The following is a 19,823-nucleotide window of genomic DNA, read 5'->3' on the forward strand; positions in this document are numbered from 1 at the left end:
ATCCATGGCATTGAAGAAAGCGAAGCCGACGTCAGCCGGGCGACGATTTGTCGTTCAGGTGCATAACGCCGACCTCCACAAAGGTCAGCCGCATGCGGCGTTGGTCGAAAAGAAAACCAAGTCGGGTGGGCGTAATAACGCCGGTCGTATCACCACGCGGCACCGCGGCGGTGGTCACAAGCAGCGTTATCGCATCATCGACTTCAGGCGGAACAAGGATGGCGTCCCGGGTCGTGTTGAGCGACTGGAATACGATCCCAACCGCTCCGCTCACATCGCGCTGATTCTGTTCGCTGACGGTGAGCGTCGCTACATTATCGCTCCGAAGAACCTGTCCGTCGGTGACAAGGTTCAGTCGGGCTTTGATGCGCCGATCAAGCCGGGCAATGCCCTGCCGCTGCGCAATATCCCGGTCGGTACCCAGGTGCACTGCATCGAGATGCGCCCTGGCAAGGGTGCGCAGATTGCACGGAGCGCCGGCGGTACGGCGCAGCTGGTGGCGCGTGAAGGTGAATACGCCACGCTGCGGCTGCGCTCCGGTGAAATGCGCAAGGTGCATTCTGCCTGCCGCGCCACGATCGGCGAGGTGGGTAACTCGGAACACAGCCTGCGCTCTCTGGGCAAGGCTGGCGCAACGCGCTGGAAGGGCATCCGCCCGACCGTGCGTGGTGTTGCGATGAACCCGGTGGATCATCCGCATGGTGGTGGTGAAGGCCGCACCTCGGGTGGTCGTCATCCTGTGTCGCCTTGGGGTGTGAAGACCAAGGGCAAGAAGACACGTAAGAACAAGCGGACGGACGCCATGATTGTGCGCCGTCGTAACAAGCGCTAGGAGGTTAGGCCGTGCCGCGCTCATTAAAGAAGGGCCCGTTTGTTGACGGGCATCTGGCCAAGAAAGTGGCCGCGACGCAAGACGCCCGCGTCAAGCGTCCGATCAAGACCTGGTCACGCCGTTCAATGGTGACGCCAGACATGGTCGGCCTGACGATTGCTGTCCACAACGGCCGCCAGCACGTGCCGGTGTTCGTGACGGACAACATGGTGGGTCACAAGCTCGGAGAATTTTCGCCGACGCGGACCTTCAAGGGGCATCTCGCTGACAGGAAGGCGAAGTAAGATGCAAACGCAAGCCACTCTCCGTTACGCACGACTCTCACCGCAGAAGGCCGCCCTGGTCGCCGATCAGGTGCGCGGATTGCCGGTCGAGAAGGCGCTGAACCTGCTGGCCTACAGCCCGAAGAAGGCCGCTCACATCATTCGCAAGGTGCTCGAATCTGCGATTGCCAACGCCGAGAACAACGACGGCGCCGATGTGGATGAGCTGAAGGTGTCGGCCATCTGGGTCAACCAGGCGCCGGTGTTCAAGCGCGTCAAGCCGCGTGCACGTGGCCGGGCAGACCGGATCACCAAGCGCAATAGCCATATCACTGTCCAGGTTGGGGACGAGTAATCATGGGTCAGAAAGTACATCCCGTCGGTTTTCGCCTCGGCATCACGAGTGAGTGGAAGTCGCGTTGGTATGCCGAGCGCAAGGCCTACGCCGACACGCTCGCGACCGATCTCGAAGTGCGTGATTTCCTTAAGAAGAAGCTGTCGCACGCATCGGTGAGCCGCATCCAGATCGACCGTCCTGCTCGGACCGCGCGAATCACGATTCACACGGCACGACCGGGCATCGTGATTGGTAAGAAGGGCGAGGACATTGAACGTCTGCGCACCGAGTGTGCCCGCATGATGAACGTGCCGGTTCACGTCAACGTCGAAGAGATTCGCAAGCCAGAGCTGGACGCCACGCTGGTCGCTGAGTCTGTCGCACAGCAGCTGGAACGTCGAATCATGTTCCGGCGTGCGATGAAGCGCGCGGTTGGTAATGCCATGCGTCTGGGTGCCGGTGGTATCCGGATCCAGGTGGGTGGTCGTCTCAACGGCGCGGAAATCGCACGGACCGAGTGGTATCGCGAAGGCCGTGTGCCGCTGCACACGCTGCGCGCAGATGTGGATTACGGTACAGCCGAAGCCCACACGACCTACGGTGTCATCGGCATCAAGGTCTGGGTGTTCAAGGGCGAAGTGTTCAACAAGCCGGACGAATCGACCAACGAGTCGGCGGCTGCGTAACAAGGAACCGACGTCATGATGCAACCGAAACGGACGAAGTTCCGGAAACAGCACAAGGGTCGCAACCGTGGGTTGGCGATCAACGGCAACAAGGTGAGCTTCGGCGAATACGGCCTCAAGGCTGTGGGTCGCGGACGTATCACCGCCCGCCAGATCGAGGCCGCTCGCCGCGCCATGACCCGCCACGTCAAGCGTGGCGGCAAGATCTGGATCCGGATTTTCCCGGATGTGCCGGTCACGAAGAAGCCCATCGAAGTGCGTATGGGTAAGGGTAAGGGCAATGTCGAGTACTGGGTCGCGAAGATTCAGCCAGGCAAAATGCTCTATGAAATGGAAGGGGTGCCGGAAGACATCGCACGTGAGGCGTTTCGCCTGGCGGCTGCGAAACTGCCCGTGCAAACCCAGTTTGTCTCTCGGACGGTGCTCTGATCATGAAGGCTGCTGAATACAACAAATCGTTGGCTGCCAAGAGCGACGCCGAGTTGCAGGACGAGTTGCTCTCGCTGGCGCGTGAGCATTTCAACCTGCGCATGCAGATGGCGACTGGTCAGCTGACCCAGGTCCATCAGATTCGTGAAGTGAAGCGGAACATTGCGCGGGTCAAGACCGCGATCAGTGCCCGCTCCATTCTTGAGCAGGCTGGTTAGTGATGACTGAAGCGACACAGAACAAGGTCGAACACGCTGCGGTAGGCCGTGTGGTCTCCGATAAGGGTGACAAGACCATCACGGTGCTGATTGAGCGTCGTGAAAAGCATCCGCTGTACGGCAAGTACATCCGTCGCAGCACCAAGATTCACGCGCACGACGCTGACAACACAGCGAAGTCGGGTGATCTGGTGCGCGTGGTGTCCTGTCGTCCGATCTCCAAGCAGAAGACCTGGCGACTTGTTGAAGTCGTCGAGTCGGCTGTCGTCGTCTAACGAGGCGCAAGCGATGATTCAGACAGAAAGTATGCTGAATGCCGCTGACAACAGCGGCGCCCGTCGCGTGATGTGCGTGAAGGTGCTCGGCGGTTCTCACCGTCGCTACGCCCAGATCGGCGACATCATCAAGGTGACGGTTAAAGACGCCATCCCTCGCGGCAAGGTCAAGAAAGGTGAGGTGCACAACGCGGTTGTGGTTCGCACCCGTCGTGGCGTTCGTCGCCCCGATGGCTCTGTGATCCGCTTTGATACCAACGCAGCCGTGTTGCTGAACCAGAAGCTCGAGCCGATTGGCACGCGCATCTTCGGCCCTGTGACCCGCGAACTGCGCGAAAAGTACATGCGCATCATCTCGCTCGCTCCGGAGGTGCTGTGATGCAGCGTTTAAAAACAGGTGACGACGTCATTGTCATTGCCGGCAAGGACAAGGGTCGTCGCGGCTCGGTGTCCCGCATCGTGTCCGAAGACCGCATTGTGGTCGAGGGCATCAACATGGCGAAGAAGCACGTCAAGCCGAACCCGAATGCGGGTGTGGCCGGCGGCATCGTCGAGCAGGAAATGCCGATTCACGTATCCAACGTGATGCTCTACAACCCCGAAACGGGCAAGGGTGATCGCGTCGGCTTCCGCTGGGTCGGAGAAGGTGATGCGCGCCAGAAGGAGCGCTTCTTCAAGTCAACCGACAAGGCCGTTGAGGTCTAACGAGAGACGGTCATGACTACACTGGCAAGTCGATACAACGAGACGATCCGCCCCGAGCTGATGAAGAAGCTCGACTGCGGTGTCATGGAAGCTCCTCGCTTGGTCAAGATCACCCTGAACATGGGCCTGGGCGAAGCGGTTGCTGACAAGAAAATCATGGAGCATGCGGTTGCAGACATGGCGAAAATTGCCGGTCAAAAGCCGATCGTGACGTATGCACGTAAATCTGTCGCCGGTTTTAAGATCCGCGAGGGTTGGCCAATCGGTGCCAAGGTGACGCTGCGTCGTGCGCACATGTATGAGTTTCTTGAGCGCCTGGTACACGTGGCCTTGCCGCGTATCCGTGACTTCCGAGGCTTGAATCCCAAGTCCTTTGATGGTCGCGGTAACTACACCATGGGTGTGAACGAACAGATCATCTTCCCCGAAATCGAGTACGACAAGGTCGACGCGCTTCGGGGCATGGATATCACCATTACGACAACGGCTCGGAACGATGAAGAAGGTCGAGCGCTGCTCGATGCGTTCGAGTTCCCATTCCGCAATTAAGGACGGTTAGGACCTTATGGCGAAGAAGAGCATGATCGCGCGTGAAGTCAAGCGCGCAAAACTGGTCGAGAAGTACGCTGAGAAGCGGGCCGCACTCAAGGCCAAGATCAGTGATCCAGAGACCAGTTTCGAGGAGCGGTATGCCGCTGTGCAGGCATTGCAGGCACTCCCTCGCGACGCGAGCCCCGTGCGCATGCGGAATCGTTGCAATGTCACGGGACGGCCGCGCGGTTATTACCGCAAGTTCGGTCTTGCTCGGAACAAGCTGCGTCAGGCAGCAATGAACGGCGAAGTCCCCGGACTCGTCAAGTCTAGTTGGTAAACGGGATATCGGTGTTGCTATGAGCATGACTGATCCGATCTCCGACATGCTGACCCGCATCCGCAACGGCCAGGCCGCGCGGAAAAAGGAAGTTCGCATGCCGGCGTCGAAAGTGAAAAAAGCGATCGCTGAAGTGTTGAAAGAAGAAGGCTTTATTGCCGACTTCAATAGCACCGAGGTGGATGGAAAGCCGACCCTGGTTGTCGCGCTCAAGTACTTCGAGGGCAAGGGTGTCATCGAGCATTTGCAGCGTGTCAGCAAGCCGTCACTGCGGATCTACCGCGGTAAGGACAGCTTGCCGGAAGTGCTGGGTGGGCTGGGTATTGCCATTGTGTCGACCTCCGCTGGGGTGATCTCCGATCGCCGTGCGCGTGAGCTCGGCCAGGGTGGCGAAGTGCTTTGCACGGTGGCCTGATATGAGTCGCGTAGCCAAGAATCCAATCACTCTGCCGGCTGGTGTCGAAGTCAAATTCGCAGATGGCCGCGTCATGGTGAAAGGCAAGAACGGCCAGCTGGATATGGATGTTCCCGCCGGTATCGAGCTGTCCGTCGAAGACGGGCTGGTTCGAGTGTCCGACGAATCCATTGCCCAGAACACGTCGATGTCCGGCACCATGCGTGCGCTCGTCAACAACATGGTTGTGGGCGTGAGCACCGGGTTTGAGCGTCGTCTGCAGCTCGTCGGCGTGGGTTACCGCGCACAGGCGCAGGGCAACAAGCTCAACCTGGCCCTGGGCTTTTCGCATCCCATTGATTACCCGGTGCCGGAAGGCATCACGATCGAAACGCCGTCCCAGACGGAGATCGTAGTTAAGGGTGCGAACAAGCAGGTCGTTGGACAAGTGGCCGCTGAAATCCGCGCGTTCCGTCCGCCCGAGCCTTACAAGGGCAAGGGCGTGCGTTACTCGGATGAGCGGGTCCTTCGGAAAGAAGCGAAGAAGAAGTAAGCCATGGCCGACAAGACAAAACGCATTCGCCGCGCCCGCAAGACGCGCGCAAAGATCTCCGAGCTGCGCGTGCCGCGCCTGTGCGTCCATCGCACGCCGCGCCACATCTACGCTCAGATCATTGCAGCCGAAGGCGGCAAGACGCTGGCATCCGCTTCGACCATCGACAAGTCGGTTCGCGACGACGTCAATGGCCACGGCGGCAACATCGAAGCTGCGGCGCTGGTTGGCCGTACCGTGGCCGAACGTGCCAAGGCGGCCGGTATCGAAACCGTTGCCTTTGATCGTTCCGGCTTCCGCTACCACGGCCGGGTCAAAGCGCTCGCCGACGCCGCTCGCGAGGGCGGCCTCAAGTTCTAGGGCACTGAGATGGCAAGAAACGACAACAACAACGGGCAGGGTGATCTGCTCGAGAAGCTGGTCACGGTTAACCGTGTCGCCAAGGTGGTCAAGGGCGGTCGGCAGTTTGGTTTTACTGCATTGACCGTAGTTGGCGACGGCGATGGGCGCGTGGGCTTTGGCTATGGCAAGGCACGCGAAGTGCCGCTCGCCATTCAGAAGGCTATGGAGCAGGCACGCAAGAACATGGTGTCTGTCCCGCTGACGTCCGGCACGTTGCAGCACCCAATTCAGGGTCGCCACGGCGCGACGCGCGTGATCATGCGTCCGGCGTCTGATGGTACGGGTGTCATCGCCGGCGGTGCGATGCGTGCCGTCTTTGAAGTGGCCGGTGTTCAGAACGTGCTGGCAAAGAGCTATGGCTCACGTAACCCCGTGAACCTGGTTCGTGCCACTGTCAATGCCCTGACCAACATGCATGACCCGGAATACATCGCGGCCAAGCGTGGCAAGGCCGTCGAAGAGATTCGCGCGTAAGCGGAGCACCACCTGATGAGCAGCGAAAAGACTATCCGCGTGACCCTAGTGAGAAGCCTGAGCGGGCGTCTCAAGGCACACCAGGCCTGCGCACGCGGCCTGGGACTCCGTCGCATGCACCAGACCGTCGACGTCATCACGACGCCGGAAAACATGGGCATGGTTCGCAAGATCGACTACTTGCTTCGCGTTGAAGAAGCGGTTGAGGGCTAAGCAAATGCAGCTGAACGATCTCAAGCCGGCCCAAGGGTCGAAGAAACTCCGTAATCGCGTTGGTCGAGGTCATTCCTCGGGTAACGGCAAGACCTGTGGCCGCGGTATCAAGGGTCAGAAGTCTCGTAGTGGCGGCATGCCCAAGCCCGGTTTCGAGGGTGGTCAGATGCCGTTGCAGCGCCGTCTGCCGAAGCGCGGTTTCCGGTCGCGGACCTCTCCGTTGGTGGCCGAACTGCGTCTGGATACGCTGGACAAGAGCGGTCTGGATACGGTCGATTTGGCCAGCCTGAAAGCGGCCGGCCTGCTCAATGGCAACACGATTGATTGCAAGATCATCGGATCGGGCGAGATCACTCGTGCCGTGAAGATTGTGGGTCTTCGCACGACGGCAAGTGCCGCGAAGGCGATCGAAGCAGCTGGCGGTAGCGTCGGAAGCGAATAATGGCTCGACAAGGTGCCAATCCAGCCGCCGGCGGCATGATGCCGGACCTGTCCAAGCTTGGAGAGGTCCGCAGTCGCCTGCTGTTTCTGCTTGGAGCATTGATCGTTTACCGCATCGGATCGTTTATTCCGGTGCCTGGTATCGATCCTCAGCAGCTCGCAGCGCTCTTTGAAGCTCAGCGTGGAACCATCCTGGACATGTTCAACATGTTTTCGGGTGGCGCGCTGGAGCGTCTCAGCCTGTTCGCGCTCGGCATCATGCCGTACATCTCGGCGAGCATCATCATTCAGCTCATGACCGCGGTATACGAGCCGTTGAAAGAGTTGAAGAAGGAAGGCGAGGCCGGTCGACGCAAAATCACGCAGTACACGCGCTACGGCACCTTGGGGCTGGCGACGTTCCAGTCCATTGGTGCGGCGGTGGCCTTGCAGAACAGCGGAGTGGCGATCAACCCGGGCATGCCGTTTATCTTTACGGCAGCGGTTTCCTTGGTCACCGGCACCATCTTCTTGATGTGGTTGGGCGAGCAGGTAACGGAGCGCGGGATTGGCAACGGTATTTCGATGATCATCTTTGCGAGCATCGTTGCCGGTTTACCCACGGCGTTGGGTGCAACAGCTCAGCTGGTCAGCGAAGGCTCGATGGCGTCTTGGCAAGTCGTACTGCTGTTTGCTCTGGCGATTGGGGTGACGTGGTTCGTGGTGTTTGTTGAGCGCGCTCAGCGCCGGATTCCGGTGCACCATGCGCGTCGGCAGCAAGGCCGCAAAATGTTTGCAGCGCAGACGCAGCACCTGCCCTTGAAGCTGAATATGAGTGGTGTGATTCCGCCGATCTTCGCATCGTCGATCATCCTGTTCCCAGCGTCGATCGTGCGGTTCTTTGGCGAAGGGGGCCCCGGCTTCCTGCAGTCCATCGCCAATGCGCTGTCGCCTGGTCAGCCGCTGTATGTGCTGTTGTACGCGTTGATGATCGTGTTCTTCTGCTTCTTCTACACGGCACTGGTCTTTGACTCACGCGAGACCGCTGACAACCTGAAGAAGTCGGGCGCGTTTATTCCAGGCGTGCGTCCAGGGGCGCAAACAGCCCGCTACATAGACAACGTGTTGACGAAACTCACGGTGGCTGGGGCGGCGTACATCACGCTGGTCTGTCTGCTGCCCGAGTTCCTGATTCTTGAGTGGAATGTGCCGTTCTACTTTGGCGGTACCAGCCTGCTCATCATCGTGGTTGTGGTCATGGATTTCATGGCGCAGCTGCAAGCACATCTGATGTCCCACCAGTACGAGGGACTGATGAAGAAAGCGAATTTGCGGGCACCGGGCGGTGCCGGCGTGACACGGTAACAAGAGGATCGACGCATGAAAGTTCGAGCGTCTGTTAAGAAGATCTGCCGCAACTGCAAGATCATTCGTCGGCACGGTACCGTGCGCGTGATTTGCACGGACCCGCGGCATAAGCAGCGTCAGGGTTGATCGATGGAAGGTGCCGCCAATCAGCTGCACCTTGTCATCAGTCAAGTTTTTCGGTAAATTCGCGCGCCTTTTTCGGGCCGCGCAGGCAGTTCACAGGAGTTAGAGCATGGCGCGTATTGCAGGCGTCAACGTACCAGCCAACAAGCATGCAGTGATCGCACTGCAGGCGATTTATGGCATCGGCCCGACTCGCGCCAAGGCGATTTGTGACGAGGCCGGTGTGGCACCGGACGTCAAAGTCAAAGAGCTGGCCGAGCCGGAAATTGACGGGCTGCGTGCAGCCGTAGCCAAGTTCACGGTCGAAGGTGATCTTCGTCGTGAAATCAGCATGAACATCAAGCGCTTGATGGATCTGGGCTGCTACCGCGGGATTCGCCATCGTCGCGGCCTGCCGGTTCATGGTCAGCGCACTCGTACCAACGCACGCACCCGTAAGGGCCCGCGTCGTCCGATTCGTAAGTAGGTTAGTCAGACATGGCCAAGGCTCAAGCGCGTCCGCGGAAGCGGGTCAAAAAGAATATTGCAGACGGCATTGCGCACGTCCACGCAACATTCAATAACACCATCATCACGATCACCGATCGCCAGGGCAATGCGTTGTCCTGGGCGACCGCTGGTGGCAGCGGCTTCAAGGGCTCTCGCAAGTCCACGCCGTTCGCTGCGCAGATCGCCGCCGAAAAAGCGGGCAACGCTGCCGCCGAACACGGGGTCAAGAACCTCGAAGTTCGCGTGAAGGGCCCTGGGCCGGGTCGCGAGTCGGCCGTGCGGGCGTTGAACAACGTCGGCTTCCGCATCACCAATATCGCAGACGTCACGCCGATTCCGCATAACGGCTGCCGTCCTCCGAAGAAGCGTCGGGTTTAAGACATGGCGAAGTACACAGGACCCAAGTGCAAGCAGTCGCGTCGTTCCGGAACGGATTTGTTCCTGAAGGGGCGCGGTCGCTCGATTGAAACCAAGTGCCGCATTGACACGCCGCCTGGCATGCACGGCAGCCGCCGTCAGCGCCTGTCGGACTATGCGCTGCAGTTGCACGAGAAGCAGAAGCTCAAGCACATGTATGGTGTGCTGGAACGTCAGTTCCGCAACTACTACAAGAAGGCTGCGTCCCAGAAGGGCTCGACCGGCCTGCTGTTGCTCCAGATGCTGGAATGCCGCCTGGACAACGTCGTGTATCGCATGGGCTTTGGATCGACCCGCGCCGAAGCGCGTCAGCTGGTCAACCACAAGTGCATCGTTGTGAACGGCCAGGTCGTGAATATTCCCTCTTTCCAGGTGAGCCCTGGGGATGTGGTGGAAATTCGCGAGAAGGCACGCAAGCAGACGCGGATTCAGGCCGCGCTTGAAGTCGCTTCTCAGCTCGGTTTCCCCGAGTGGATGGAAGTTGACGAAAAGAAGCTCACCGGTACGTTTAAGACGCGTCCTGATCGTGATCAGATCCTGCCGGACATCAACGAGAATCTCGTCGTCGAGCTCTACTCGAAGTAATACATCTTGGTGTCGGCGTCAGGTCATGGCGCCGCGCCCCATAGTCGGGCCCTCGGGCCCGCTTTGTGTTGGTTAGTGAGGTACGTTACCTATGACCGGTCCCTCAAAAGACTTGCTGAAACCTCGTCGTGTAGACGTCGATCAGGTTTCTGACACGCGCGCCCGCGTGGCGATCGAGCCGCTGGAGCGTGGCTACGGCCACACGTTGGGTAATGCGCTGCGCCGCATCTTGCTGTCTTCAATCCCCGGTGCGGCGATTGTGGAAGCAGAAATCGAAGGTGTGCTGCACGAGTACACCACCATCGAGGGTGTCCAGGAAGATGTCATGGACATCCTGCTGAACCTCAAGGGCGTTGCCGTGCGATTGAACGCACGCGAAACGGCCGAGCTTCGTCTGTCCAAGGACGGCGAGGGTGTTGTGACCGCAGGTGACATCACGATTGATCACGATGTCGAGATCGTGAATCCGGATCACGTGATCGCGAACCTCACCGGCGGTAAGCTTTCGATGGTGCTCAAGATTGCGTCCGGTCGTGGCTATCAGCCGGCTGCCAGCGTAGCCAAGGTCAGTGAAGAAGAAGGGTCCGGTGTCGGTCGCCTTCGTCTCGATGCCTCGTTCTCTCCGGTGCGTCGCGTCAGCTACGCGGTTGAACGTGCCCGTGTGGAGCAGCGAACCGATCTGGACAAGCTGATTCTGGATATCGAAACCAACGGCAGTGTTGATGCCGGTGATGCCGTGCAGACGGCTGCGCAGATCCTGCGTGACCAGGTGGCGGTGTTTGTTGATCTGGATGCCGAAGCTGCCGCAGCGGTCGAGGAGCCTCAGGAAGTCATCAATCCGATGCTGCTGAAGCCGATTGATGAGTTGGATCTGACGGTGCGCTCGGCGAACTGCCTGAAGGCAGAGAACGTGTACTTTATTGGTGACCTGGTGCAGCGCACCGAGACGGAACTGATGAAGACGCCGAACCTCGGCAAGAAGTCACTGAACGAGATCAAGGAAGTGCTGGAAGGCCACGGCCTGGGTCTGGGTATGGAACTGGACAGCTGGACGCCCCCGAAAGTGGGCGCCGGCGAGTCGGCCTAGTAGGCCGGGACTGGAGATAGAGAGCCATGCGGCATCGTAACGCTGGAACCAATTTCGGACGTGAGCAGGGTCATCGCAAGTCGATGATGCAGAACCTGGCTAACTCGCTGTTCGAGCATGAAATGATTCGCACCACCTTGCCCAAGGCCAAGGAACTGCGTCGTTTCGCTGAACCGCTGATCACGCGGGCCAAGGAAGACTCCGTGCACAACCGCCGGATCACTTTCGACCGCCTGCGTGACAAGAAGACCGTCGGCAAGCTGTTCACCGATCTCGGCCCGCGCTACAAGGAGCGCCCGGGGGGCTACATCCGCATTCTCAAGTGCGGTTTCCGTCCCGGCGACAACGCGCCGATGGCCTACGTAGAACTGGTCGATCGTCCCGTCGGAGCATCAGAAGGCGAGACAGACGCCTCCTAAGCAAGGCGTTAACAAGGCATAATGACATCGGGCGCTTCGGCGCCCGATGTCGTTTCTGGGGGCGCAGTGTAGTGCGTCCCCATCAGGGGAGGCTGGTTTGGAAACCATTGCTGTTGTCGGCCTAGGCTATGTCGGGCTGCCGCTGGCGCTCGCGTTTGGGCAGCTGACGCGAACCATTGGTATTGACACCGACGTTGCGCGCATAAAGGCGCTCGAATCAGGTCAGGATCCGACCGGGGAATCACCCTCAAACGCGTTTGAAGCCGCGCAGCATGTCGTGTTTACGGGTGACGCGGGGCTGCTGCGCGATGCAGACTTCGTGATCATTACCGTCCCCACACCGGTTACAGACGCGCGACAGCCCGATTTAGGGCCATTAAAAAGCGCGGCTAGCAGTGTGGGACAGCATTTAAAGAAAGGCGCAGTGGTTGTCCTGGAGTCCACGGTCTACCCCGGACTTACAGATGAAGTGCTGGCTCCGCTGATCGAGCAGGCGTCTGGCCTTAAACGCGGTGAAGATTTCAAACTCGCCTACTCGCCAGAGCGGATTAATCCCGGAGATCGGGAGCATTCACTTCGTACGACAGTCAAGGTGGTTTCGGCGGAAGATCCACAAACGCTCGATCGGGTGGCCGCCCTCTACGAACGAGTCGTGGAGGCGGGGGTGTATCGCGCCAAATCGATCAAGGTTGCGGAGGCCGCCAAGGTCATCGAGAACACCCAGCGGGATCTAAATATTGCGCTCATGAATGAGCTGGCGATTATTTTTCATCGTCTGGGAATCGATACGCTCGATGTCCTAGAAACAGCCGGCACTAAGTGGAATTTCTTACCGTTCAGGCCTGGGCTGGTCGGGGGGCATTGTATAGGCGTTGATCCGTATTATCTGACGTACAAGGCGGAGACGGTCGGTTATCACCCTGAGGTGATTCTCGCCGGCCGCCGCATCAACGATACGTTTGGTCAATACGTTGCTTCTAGACTCGTTAAGCAATTGATTCGAGCAGGTTTTGTGGTCCAGGGCGCGCGCGTCGCAGTCTTGGGAATAGCCTTCAAGGCGGACTGTCCGGATACACGTAATTCTCGGGTGTTCGACATTCTTTCAGAGTTGAGTGAGTACGGTATTCAACCCTTGGTTGTCGATCCGGTGGTGGATGCGCAAAAGCTTTCCTCGGAGTTTGGTGTGTCCCTCGTTGGGCTTGAAGACCTTACTGACGTTGCCGGGACGCTTGTGGCCGTTGGTCATCGTGATTTCAGTGAGATCGACACGCCGAGCTTGGAAGCTTGGCTATTACCCGGCGGAGTCGTTTTAGATTTACCGGGCTTACTTCCGAATGTCGCCGAAGGGGGGCTGCATGTCGAGCGGCTCTAGGTGTCGTGATCCTCAGGCTGGCAGCCGAGGGATTCGATGAAGGTTCTTGCTGACATCGGACATCCGGCACATGTTCACTTTTATAAGAATGCTTGGAAGTGTTTGATCGAAGCAGGCCATGAAGTCGTGGTCAGCAGTCGGGCAAAAGAATGCGCAGTCGACCTACTCGATGCCTTGGGCGTGGAGCATCGGTGTCTTTCGCGACAGAACGACGGGCGACCCCAGGGAATGGGTCGGGAGTACGTCTCTCGTTTGCGGAACCTTGTGGGGCTAGTCCACGCTGAACGGCCCGACGTACTGACGGGTGTAGGAGGCATTTTTGCTGCGCATGCGGGCGTCTTGTGCCGCCGACCGTCCGTGGTGTTCTACGACACCGAAAACGCGACCTTGCAGAACGCACTGACCTATCCAGTCGCCACCCGCCTGTATGTGCCTGATTGCTACAAGGGGTGGACGCCGAATCGTAGAACCGTGCGTTACCCGGGGTATCATGAGCTGGCCTACCTGCGTCCGAAATATTTCGTACCCAATCGTGAGCTGGCGTTGCTGCACTGCGGTTTAGCTCCTTTTGGGGATACGTTTCTGGTTCGAGTTGTATCTTGGCAAGCCAACCATGATCTCGGTGAGAAAGGCTGGTCCGAAACCACGCTACGAGCGGTGGTCCATAAGCTTGAAGAACTTGGCCGGGTCGTCATTTCTACAGAAACGCCCCTACCTCCAGACTTGGCACGCTACGTGTACCAAGGACCTCCGGAACACCTACATCATCTGCTGGCGTTTTGTCGCGCGTGTATAGGCGAAAGCGCAACGTTGGTTTCCGAGAGCGCAGTACTTGGAGTACCGGCTCTGTATGCAGCGGAGACATCGCGTGGCTATCTGGAAGACCTCCAGGATCAATACGGACTTGTTACGGTATTGCGTTCAACTGAGCCGAAGGCCGTTTGTCAGGGAATTAGCCGCATGTTGGATGCTCCGCTCAGCGACGTCCGGGATCGACATGCGCGCCTGCTTGAAAACAGCTGCGATGTAACAGAAACGATCTATGGCGCTCTCACCGCCGAGACGTTGTGACAGATACCAACCAGAGCGGCAGTGGCCTCATTTCAGCCGCCAAGTTGCGCAGAGTAATCGATGAAGTGCTGCAGGCCGTCGCAGAGCGCGGGTACCGTGACCCTGACTTCCAATTAGTGGTCAGGCTCTTTCTATTCGAGTCGTTGCGGCGCAAGGGAGAACAAAAAAGATTGCCCGTCATGACGGCCTGTCGATTTGGGCTAGAGCAGCTAATTTTCTTGTTGCCCAATCTAGTGCGAATGTGGGGTGCCAGTCCCGCTCACCTGGTCGTGGTGCCGGCTTCTCATCGTGTCGGGCAACCTGTTCGCACCCGGGGAGTCAGCAAGCACGCCGATAGCGTGGTGTCAGCATTGCTACTTAGATCCAATCAGGTGATGGTTTTTGAAACTGGAGTGGGGCCCGCATCGTATCGGGGTCCAAGTGGCGAGAGGGTTGTCAATATCAGTTTGGTCGTCTGGATCCTGCAGCGCCTTATAGGGGTGTTCAGCCGGACTTCGAAGGCACCCGCCGAGTTAGTGGTGCATGCGCTTGAACAACTCAATGCGCGCCCAGACCGCGTGAGCAAAAAGCGGTTCTCCCGCCGGCTTCAGCGCCATTTGGATCGTTCCAAATGGCTGATCCGAATTTACTCGCGTCTCCTGCGACTAGAGCCTCACTGTCAGGTAGTGACTATTGTCTACTACACCCTGGATGCGATGGCGGTCACTGCAGTCGCGCGGCGGATTGGCTGTCGTACCGTCGAGTACCAGCACGGGATTCAGAATGACGACCATCCGATGTATGCATTGGGGCAGGTGCCGGCCAATCTGGGTAAGGCGGCGACCCTTCCAAGAGCGTTTCATGTATGGGACGACGTGGCCGGCCGCCGTGCAATGCGCTGGATGTCGAACTATCCAAATGCCGGGTTCCGGTGCCAGGTCATAGGCAATCTCTGGCTGGAGCAGGTGATCGGGACTGATAGGGACCGGGACGTGGCCGGCGCATCCAGACGCATTCTCGTTGCCCTTCAGGAATGGCCGATGACTTTCAACATGGGTCTGATCGCAGCGCTGGAGTGCCTGGACGCAGCGACTGAGGTCATCATACGGCCGCACCCGCGCGATTCTGTTGCTTTAGAGGCAATTCGAAGCACCTTCGCGCAAGCGTCCTTTTCGGGCACGTTTGTAATACAGCTGCCGGGGGATGCGGCCATTGAGGCTGCGCTCGCTCGCAGTTCGCTGTGTATCACGGGGTTTTCCACTGTGGGGGTCGAGGCGCTTCGATTGGGAAGCTACTGCCTGTTTACGCACCCGAACGCAAAAAATGGCCTAGCAGACTACATAGACGGGTCACGTTGTTTTTACGCTGATTCGGAGGCAGGTATTCGCTCCGTGCTTATGAGCTGGCAGCAGGCAATGCGCACCCAACAGGCCGCAGGAGTTCAGGTATGACCATAAGCGATCTGCCCCGGCAGACTTGGTGTCTGAGAACTCGTCCGGCGCGGTTCATGCTCGAGCAGGCGGCGACCGTTCGAGCCGCTGCAACCCGATTTGCAGATGGCCAAGTTAATACAGTATTCGCAGTCAACGAGGCGGGTGCCTGTGTCGGCAGTTTCAGTCGTGGCGATCTGATTCGCGCAGTCGCTGCTGATGTCCCCGCGGATGCCACTATCCGGTGGAATGCTTCCTTCGAACGTCTTCACATCGGAGACGATTATGCTCAGCACCTAGCCAAGTTCGACAAGCAACTAGGTAATGTGATTCCCGTTCTGGATCACCACGGACGTTGTCGACGCGTGTTCGAACGCACACGTGAAAGCGGTTTAGAGATCGCGGGCAAACGATATGTCCCGGGTGGAAAGCCCCTGGTGATTGCCGAAATCGGGAACAATCACAACGGTTCACCTGATACGGCACGCCAACTCGTCGATGCTGCGGCCGCTGCAGGTGCGGATGCAGTCAAGTTCCAGGCGCGTAGTTTGTCTGAACTCTACGTGTCGCTTGACGAGGCCTACCTTCGCGAGACGGACTACGCGACGGCATACACAATTCGGCAGCTTGCTCGATTCAACCTGTCGCATGAGCAGCTCTCGGGGTTGATGGACTACGCACGTCAGCTCGGCTTGGCCGCTATCTGTACCCCGTTTGACGAACCCAGTTTGGAATGGCTGCTCGATTATGAGCCCGACGGGCTCAAGATTGCATCGGCTGATTTTTCGAATCTCAGCCTGCACCGCAAGCTCATCGATGCCGATATGCCCGTGTTGATGTCCACAGGCATGAACACGGTCAGTGATATTGAATACGTTGCCGGTCTGTTACGCCGTGCCTACGTCGACTGCACGTTTCTTCATACCAACTCAACTTACCCAACGGCCTTCTCTGATGTCCAATTGGACTTCGTGGATACCCTGCGCCGTCTCTCTCCTAGTGGATTGGTCGGCTACTCCGGGCACGAGCGCGGTACTCATATACCGTTGATCGCAGCGAGCCGTGGCTGCGTGGTCATCGAGAAGCATCTCACGCTCGATCGATCTCAAGAGGGGATGGACCACTCGGCTTCATTGCTGCCACAGGAGCTCGCACAATTATGTGCTCAACTGAGCGATGCCGCCGAAGCTCTTCAGGGGGATAGCGGTCTCACGCGCAGGGTCTCTCAGGGGGAGGTGCTCAATGCCGTGGCGTTGGAAAAAGGGATTTATTTAGCGTGCGACAAGCGTGCGGGCGAGCTGGTCCAGCCTGGAGATGTGATCGTGCGTTCGCCGCGTGTGGGCCTTTCGCCGCTCGAGTGGGAGAGGGACTTATCCGGTCGGCCGTTGACCCGGGATCGAGCCCGTCACGCTCCTCTGATGGCGGCTGATTTCAGTGGCTTGGCGGCAGGGCGGGGTATGCGTCCGGAATTTCTAGGTCGCTTCGGTCTGCCCGTCCGGCAGCGAGACGCCGTAGCGGTGCAGGACCGTTTTGCTCCTGCATTTGTGGAGTATCACCTGTTCGCAACAGACCTCGAGGAGCCGGCAGCTCAAGTTGCGCAAGTACTCCGTGGCCGCGACGTCGCATTCCACGCACCTGAACAGTTCGCTCATGAGTTTGTGTTGGATCTGGTGTCAGACGATCCGGAGGTGCGTGCCCGATCAGAGCACCTGCTACTTGAGACCGTGACATGGTGCCTGCGTGTAGCGGAGGCCGCCCGAAGTGATCAGCGACCGTATCTGATCGTCAACGTTGGAGGAGCCGTTGGGCGTAGTCAGGCTTCTGGCCATGTGCCACCGCTCAATCGTGTGGAAGCTTTTGACCGGGTCGTTGCTGCACGCAACAGGTTATGGGATGCAGGTGTTCATATGCTGCCGCAGACGATGCCTCCTTTCCCATGGCATTTTGGTGGCCAGGGGCGACATCGGTTGTTTGTTTCGCCAGATGATCTAATGGCGATTCAGAGTCATGGTCGCGTGGAATTCTGTCTGGACCTCAGCCACTCGTACCTAGCCTGCGATTACCTTCATCGAGATTTCTACGATGATCTCGACCAGATTGCGGATGTGGTCGGATACTGTCATGTCGCGGATGCGAGGCCGCCGAACGGTGAGGGGTTGCAGATCGGCGACGGACAAATTGACATGCGTAGGGTGAACACAGCGCTCGGGCTGTCCGGAGGGCAGCGGCCCTGGATCGCCGAAGTTTGGAATGGCCACATGAACGATATGGAAGGATTTGGGATCGCGCTGGATCGATTGACGGAGGCTTTCAGTGCACAAGCTTAGTGTCGTTGTTCCCGCTCGAAGCGGGTCCAAGCGCCTGGAAGGGAAGAATGTCCGGCCGTTGGCTGGTGAACCGCTCGTTTTCCATACATTGCGAGCCTGCCTTGGGCACGACGCAGTGGAGCACGTGATCTTCACGACGGACTCTCAAGACTATCTTGATCTCGTCAACTCGACCTTCGGGAACCATGTGACGACCGTGCTTCGCCCTGCAGCCACTGCGGGTGACACATCCAAGGTGACGGATGAAATTCATCGATTGCTGTCTGCTTCACCAGAACTATTCCCCGGTGATTGGTTCGGTGTGTGTTTGCCGACTGCGCCTTTGCGGACGCAAGCAGTCATGCGTCGTGCACTGGCGCAATGGCAGGCGTCCGGGCAAGCATTGTTTTCCGCTATGCCCTACGAGTTCCCCATTCAGTTCGCATTCAGGGTGGCGCGGGGCGGTGATTGGGAGCCTGTCTTCGGTGATGCCAGTCCCATGGTGACTGGGCAGACCCGTTCACAGGACATTGAGACGCTCTACCGGCCGAATGGAGCAATCTATTTCCAACGAATTGACGAATTCTTGCAGGCAGGCACGTTCTATAGCGGTGCTAGGCCGTTTCTAATGAGCGTCGAGGAAAGTTTGGACGTCGATACTGATCTGGATTTCACTATGGCGGAGCTGGTGCTGGAGCGCATGCGATGAATCGACTTCATGGCATTGCATTCTCGATCCCGATGTTCTTTCGTGCGGACGAAGCCATCGACTGGGCGGCGCTTGAGGGGTATCTCGACCGAATCGTTCCTAATGCCGGCGTTGCCTGCCTGTACGCCATGGCATTCAACACCCGCTATCTGCAATTGTCCGTGGATGAGATCCACTCCGTGAACCGGCTGACCTGCGAGGCAGCGCGGAGCAAAGGCATTCCTGCGATCGTAGGGCATCCGATTGGCCAACGACAGGCCGATCTTGAGCGATTCTGCGAGCGAGCCGCGCGTGACTATCAGCCGGACGCGATTTCCGTGCTATTTCCAGAGCGTTACTTCGGTGAGGATGCGCCTGTGCTGTCGTATCTGGAGGCGCCAATTCGCGCGGGTCTGCCGTGTTTTATTCATCAGATGAAACTGGTCAGCGGATTCGACGGCAGCCTCGTGGACTGGCCGGGGCGCTTGCTCGACCAGGCGCTTGGCCTGCCAGGGGTCGTCGGGATGAAGGAGGATTCCAAGGACGACGCGCTCGCACGTAGCCTGTTGGCACGCTACGGTGAGACGCACAATATTGTTATTGCGGGTGGGGGCAAACGACGGGCTGCTGAACTGGCAGAAACGGGACGGCTTCGGAGTTGGCTGAATGGGTCGCTAATGTTGGACTCAAGGCCCGCCGCATCAATCTACGAAGCGATAATCGGGCAAGACACACCGACAGTGCAGCGTTATTTGCAGAACATCGAGCGCCCGTATTTTGACGAGGTCGTGGGGCCTCTCGGGTGGCACGTTGCACATAAACTGGCACTGGAAGTGGCCGGGTATGGTTTGCGCTATGAGCGGTTGCCCATGACGACTGCAACAGTCGCGGACTGTGCTCGACAGGTGCAGATCATCCAGCGTGTGCTTGAGGCGTTGAGAGACTTCTCCGTTCCAGAATGACAGCGAGTGTCCTCTCAAGCGAGGTCGAGAGCGCTCTGGAAGGTCGGGTCATCATGCTGGGTGACTCGCATGTCAGGGCATTTGCGACTCACGCGGCCGTTATTCCAATCTTCCTCGGTCCGGGGAAACAACTAAATTTCCTTTCCGAAGCTAATGCCATCTCCACTCGCAGGCGTGTTGAGAGAGCCATCTGCTGCTGTCCAGTCACAGCCCAGCCGGTGGTGTCGTTTGGCGAAGCGGTTTGCAGATACCTGTTGGGTCGCGGGTGGCACCTTGAACGTGTGGGTCACACTCCAGCTCGTGTAGAGGCCACGCTGATGAGTGAGGCTAGGCAGTTGGTTGACCTGCTGTCCTCACTGGCCAACGACCACGACCGGGGGATCGACCTTTTACTGCCGCCTGCCTCATTGCGGCGCCAGCAAACTGAGCTACATAGAACGTTTAACGATTACGTG

The 19,823-nt window shown here is 58.6% G+C and carries 30 protein-coding genes; all 30 read left to right on the forward strand.

The genetic code is table 11. The features are described 5' to 3' along the window. Positions 1-4: 4 nt before the first annotated feature. Positions 5-832 (forward strand): 50S ribosomal protein L2, encoded by an 828-nt coding sequence (gene rplB, locus DEH80_RS12710; RefSeq protein WP_109720878.1) that lies wholly within the window; start codon positions 5-7, stop codon positions 830-832. Positions 833-843: 11 nt separating this feature from the next. Continuing rightward, positions 844-1,116: a 30S ribosomal protein S19 gene (gene rpsS / locus DEH80_RS12715; RefSeq protein ID WP_109720879.1), complete on the forward strand. Its 273-nt coding sequence runs from the start codon at positions 844-846 to the stop codon at positions 1,114-1,116. 1 nt (position 1,117) lies between these two features. After that, complete coding sequence (gene rplV / locus DEH80_RS12720; RefSeq protein WP_109720880.1) at positions 1,118-1,450, forward strand: 50S ribosomal protein L22; 333 nt, start codon at positions 1,118-1,120, stop codon at positions 1,448-1,450. A gap of 2 nt (positions 1,451-1,452) precedes the next feature. Next, positions 1,453-2,118: a 30S ribosomal protein S3 gene (gene rpsC / locus DEH80_RS12725; RefSeq protein ID WP_109720881.1), complete on the forward strand. Its 666-nt coding sequence runs from the start codon at positions 1,453-1,455 to the stop codon at positions 2,116-2,118. A gap of 15 nt (positions 2,119-2,133) precedes the next feature. Further along, positions 2,134-2,547 carry a 50S ribosomal protein L16 gene (gene rplP / locus DEH80_RS12730; RefSeq protein WP_109720882.1) on the forward strand — a complete coding sequence of 138 codons (414 nt, stop codon included), beginning with the start codon at positions 2,134-2,136 and terminating at the stop codon, positions 2,545-2,547. A gap of 2 nt (positions 2,548-2,549) precedes the next feature. Beyond that, positions 2,550-2,765, forward strand: a complete 216-nt coding sequence (gene rpmC / locus DEH80_RS12735) for a 50S ribosomal protein L29 (protein WP_109720883.1) — start codon at positions 2,550-2,552, stop codon at positions 2,763-2,765. A 2-nt stretch (positions 2,766-2,767) separates the two neighbouring features. Continuing rightward, positions 2,768-3,040, forward strand: coding sequence for a 30S ribosomal protein S17 (gene rpsQ / locus DEH80_RS12740; protein WP_109720884.1), 273 nt, complete (start codon positions 2,768-2,770; stop codon positions 3,038-3,040). A gap of 13 nt (positions 3,041-3,053) precedes the next feature. Further along, a complete protein-coding gene (gene rplN / locus DEH80_RS12745) occupies positions 3,054-3,419 on the forward strand; it encodes a 50S ribosomal protein L14 (protein WP_109720885.1) in 366 nt (121 codons plus the stop codon). Next, positions 3,419-3,745, forward strand: a complete 327-nt coding sequence (gene rplX / locus DEH80_RS12750) for a 50S ribosomal protein L24 (RefSeq protein ID WP_109720886.1) — start codon at positions 3,419-3,421, stop codon at positions 3,743-3,745. The genes rplN and rplX overlap by 1 nt, the downstream gene beginning before the upstream one ends. A gap of 12 nt (positions 3,746-3,757) precedes the next feature. After that, a complete protein-coding gene (gene rplE / locus DEH80_RS12755) occupies positions 3,758-4,294 on the forward strand; it encodes a 50S ribosomal protein L5 (RefSeq protein WP_109720887.1) in 537 nt (178 codons plus the stop codon). Positions 4,295-4,310: 16 nt separating this feature from the next. Then, on the forward strand, positions 4,311-4,616 hold the full coding sequence (gene rpsN, locus DEH80_RS12760; RefSeq protein WP_109720888.1) for a 30S ribosomal protein S14: 306 nt from the start codon (positions 4,311-4,313) through the stop codon (positions 4,614-4,616). Between the two features lie 19 nt (positions 4,617-4,635). Beyond that, complete coding sequence (gene rpsH / locus DEH80_RS12765; RefSeq protein ID WP_109720889.1) at positions 4,636-5,031, forward strand: 30S ribosomal protein S8; 396 nt, start codon at positions 4,636-4,638, stop codon at positions 5,029-5,031. Between the two features lies 1 nt (position 5,032). Then, entirely contained in the window at positions 5,033-5,563 is a 531-nt protein-coding gene (gene rplF, locus DEH80_RS12770) for a 50S ribosomal protein L6 (protein ID WP_109720890.1), read from the forward strand. A gap of 3 nt (positions 5,564-5,566) precedes the next feature. Beyond that, positions 5,567-5,923: a 50S ribosomal protein L18 gene (rplR, locus tag DEH80_RS12775; protein ID WP_109720891.1), complete on the forward strand. Its 357-nt coding sequence runs from the start codon at positions 5,567-5,569 to the stop codon at positions 5,921-5,923. Positions 5,924-5,932: 9 nt separating this feature from the next. After that, positions 5,933-6,439, forward strand: a complete 507-nt coding sequence (gene rpsE / locus DEH80_RS12780; protein WP_109720892.1) for a 30S ribosomal protein S5 — start codon at positions 5,933-5,935, stop codon at positions 6,437-6,439. A 15-nt stretch (positions 6,440-6,454) separates the two neighbouring features. Then, the gene (gene rpmD / locus DEH80_RS12785; protein WP_109720893.1) at positions 6,455-6,652 is read left to right on the forward strand and encodes a 50S ribosomal protein L30; all 198 of its coding nucleotides are present in this window, start codon (positions 6,455-6,457) and stop codon (positions 6,650-6,652) included. Positions 6,653-6,656: 4 nt separating this feature from the next. Next, a complete protein-coding gene (gene rplO, locus DEH80_RS12790; RefSeq protein WP_109720894.1) occupies positions 6,657-7,094 on the forward strand; it encodes a 50S ribosomal protein L15 in 438 nt (145 codons plus the stop codon). After that, entirely contained in the window at positions 7,094-8,437 is a 1,344-nt protein-coding gene (secY, locus tag DEH80_RS12795; protein ID WP_109720895.1) for a preprotein translocase subunit SecY, read from the forward strand. The genes rplO and secY overlap by 1 nt, the downstream gene beginning before the upstream one ends. A 15-nt stretch (positions 8,438-8,452) precedes the next feature. Continuing rightward, on the forward strand, positions 8,453-8,566 hold the full coding sequence (gene rpmJ / locus DEH80_RS12800; protein ID WP_109720896.1) for a 50S ribosomal protein L36: 114 nt from the start codon (positions 8,453-8,455) through the stop codon (positions 8,564-8,566). A gap of 106 nt (positions 8,567-8,672) precedes the next feature. Beyond that, positions 8,673-9,029: a 30S ribosomal protein S13 gene (rpsM, locus tag DEH80_RS12805; protein ID WP_109720897.1), complete on the forward strand. Its 357-nt coding sequence runs from the start codon at positions 8,673-8,675 to the stop codon at positions 9,027-9,029. Positions 9,030-9,040: 11 nt separating this feature from the next. Continuing rightward, positions 9,041-9,430, forward strand: coding sequence for a 30S ribosomal protein S11 (gene rpsK / locus DEH80_RS12810; protein ID WP_109720898.1), 390 nt, complete (start codon positions 9,041-9,043; stop codon positions 9,428-9,430). Positions 9,431-9,433: 3 nt separating this feature from the next. Then, complete coding sequence (rpsD, locus tag DEH80_RS12815) at positions 9,434-10,054, forward strand: 30S ribosomal protein S4 (protein ID WP_109720899.1); 621 nt, start codon at positions 9,434-9,436, stop codon at positions 10,052-10,054. A 91-nt stretch (positions 10,055-10,145) separates the two neighbouring features. Continuing rightward, the gene (locus tag DEH80_RS12820; protein WP_109720900.1) at positions 10,146-11,141 is read left to right on the forward strand and encodes a DNA-directed RNA polymerase subunit alpha; all 996 of its coding nucleotides are present in this window, start codon (positions 10,146-10,148) and stop codon (positions 11,139-11,141) included. A 26-nt stretch (positions 11,142-11,167) separates the two neighbouring features. Then, positions 11,168-11,560 (forward strand): 50S ribosomal protein L17, encoded by a 393-nt coding sequence (rplQ, locus tag DEH80_RS12825; RefSeq protein WP_109720901.1) that lies wholly within the window; start codon positions 11,168-11,170, stop codon positions 11,558-11,560. A gap of 97 nt (positions 11,561-11,657) precedes the next feature. Beyond that, positions 11,658-12,932 carry a nucleotide sugar dehydrogenase gene (locus tag DEH80_RS12830; RefSeq protein ID WP_109720965.1) on the forward strand — a complete coding sequence of 425 codons (1,275 nt, stop codon included), beginning with the start codon at positions 11,658-11,660 and terminating at the stop codon, positions 12,930-12,932. Between the two features lie 36 nt (positions 12,933-12,968). Continuing rightward, complete coding sequence (locus DEH80_RS12835; RefSeq protein WP_109720902.1) at positions 12,969-14,003, forward strand: DUF354 domain-containing protein; 1,035 nt, start codon at positions 12,969-12,971, stop codon at positions 14,001-14,003. Next, positions 14,000-15,433, forward strand: coding sequence for a CDP-glycerol glycerophosphotransferase family protein (locus DEH80_RS12840; protein ID WP_109720903.1), 1,434 nt, complete (start codon positions 14,000-14,002; stop codon positions 15,431-15,433). The genes DEH80_RS12835 and DEH80_RS12840 overlap by 4 nt, the downstream gene beginning before the upstream one ends. Then, positions 15,430-17,739 (forward strand): N-acetylneuraminate synthase family protein, encoded by a 2,310-nt coding sequence (locus DEH80_RS12845; protein WP_109720904.1) that lies wholly within the window; start codon positions 15,430-15,432, stop codon positions 17,737-17,739. Before DEH80_RS12840 ends, DEH80_RS12845 begins: the two co-directional genes overlap by 4 nt. After that, a complete protein-coding gene (locus DEH80_RS12850; protein WP_109720905.1) occupies positions 17,726-18,427 on the forward strand; it encodes an acylneuraminate cytidylyltransferase family protein in 702 nt (233 codons plus the stop codon). Before DEH80_RS12845 ends, DEH80_RS12850 begins: the two co-directional genes overlap by 14 nt. Beyond that, positions 18,424-19,368 (forward strand): beta/alpha barrel domain-containing protein, encoded by a 945-nt coding sequence (locus DEH80_RS12855; RefSeq protein ID WP_109720906.1) that lies wholly within the window; start codon positions 18,424-18,426, stop codon positions 19,366-19,368. The genes DEH80_RS12850 and DEH80_RS12855 overlap by 4 nt, the downstream gene beginning before the upstream one ends. Positions 19,369-19,823: the final 455 nt, after the last annotated feature.

Source organism: Abyssibacter profundi, from assembly GCF_003151135.1.
In the GTDB taxonomy this organism is placed as follows: domain Bacteria; phylum Pseudomonadota; class Gammaproteobacteria; order Nevskiales; family OUC007; genus Abyssibacter; species Abyssibacter profundi.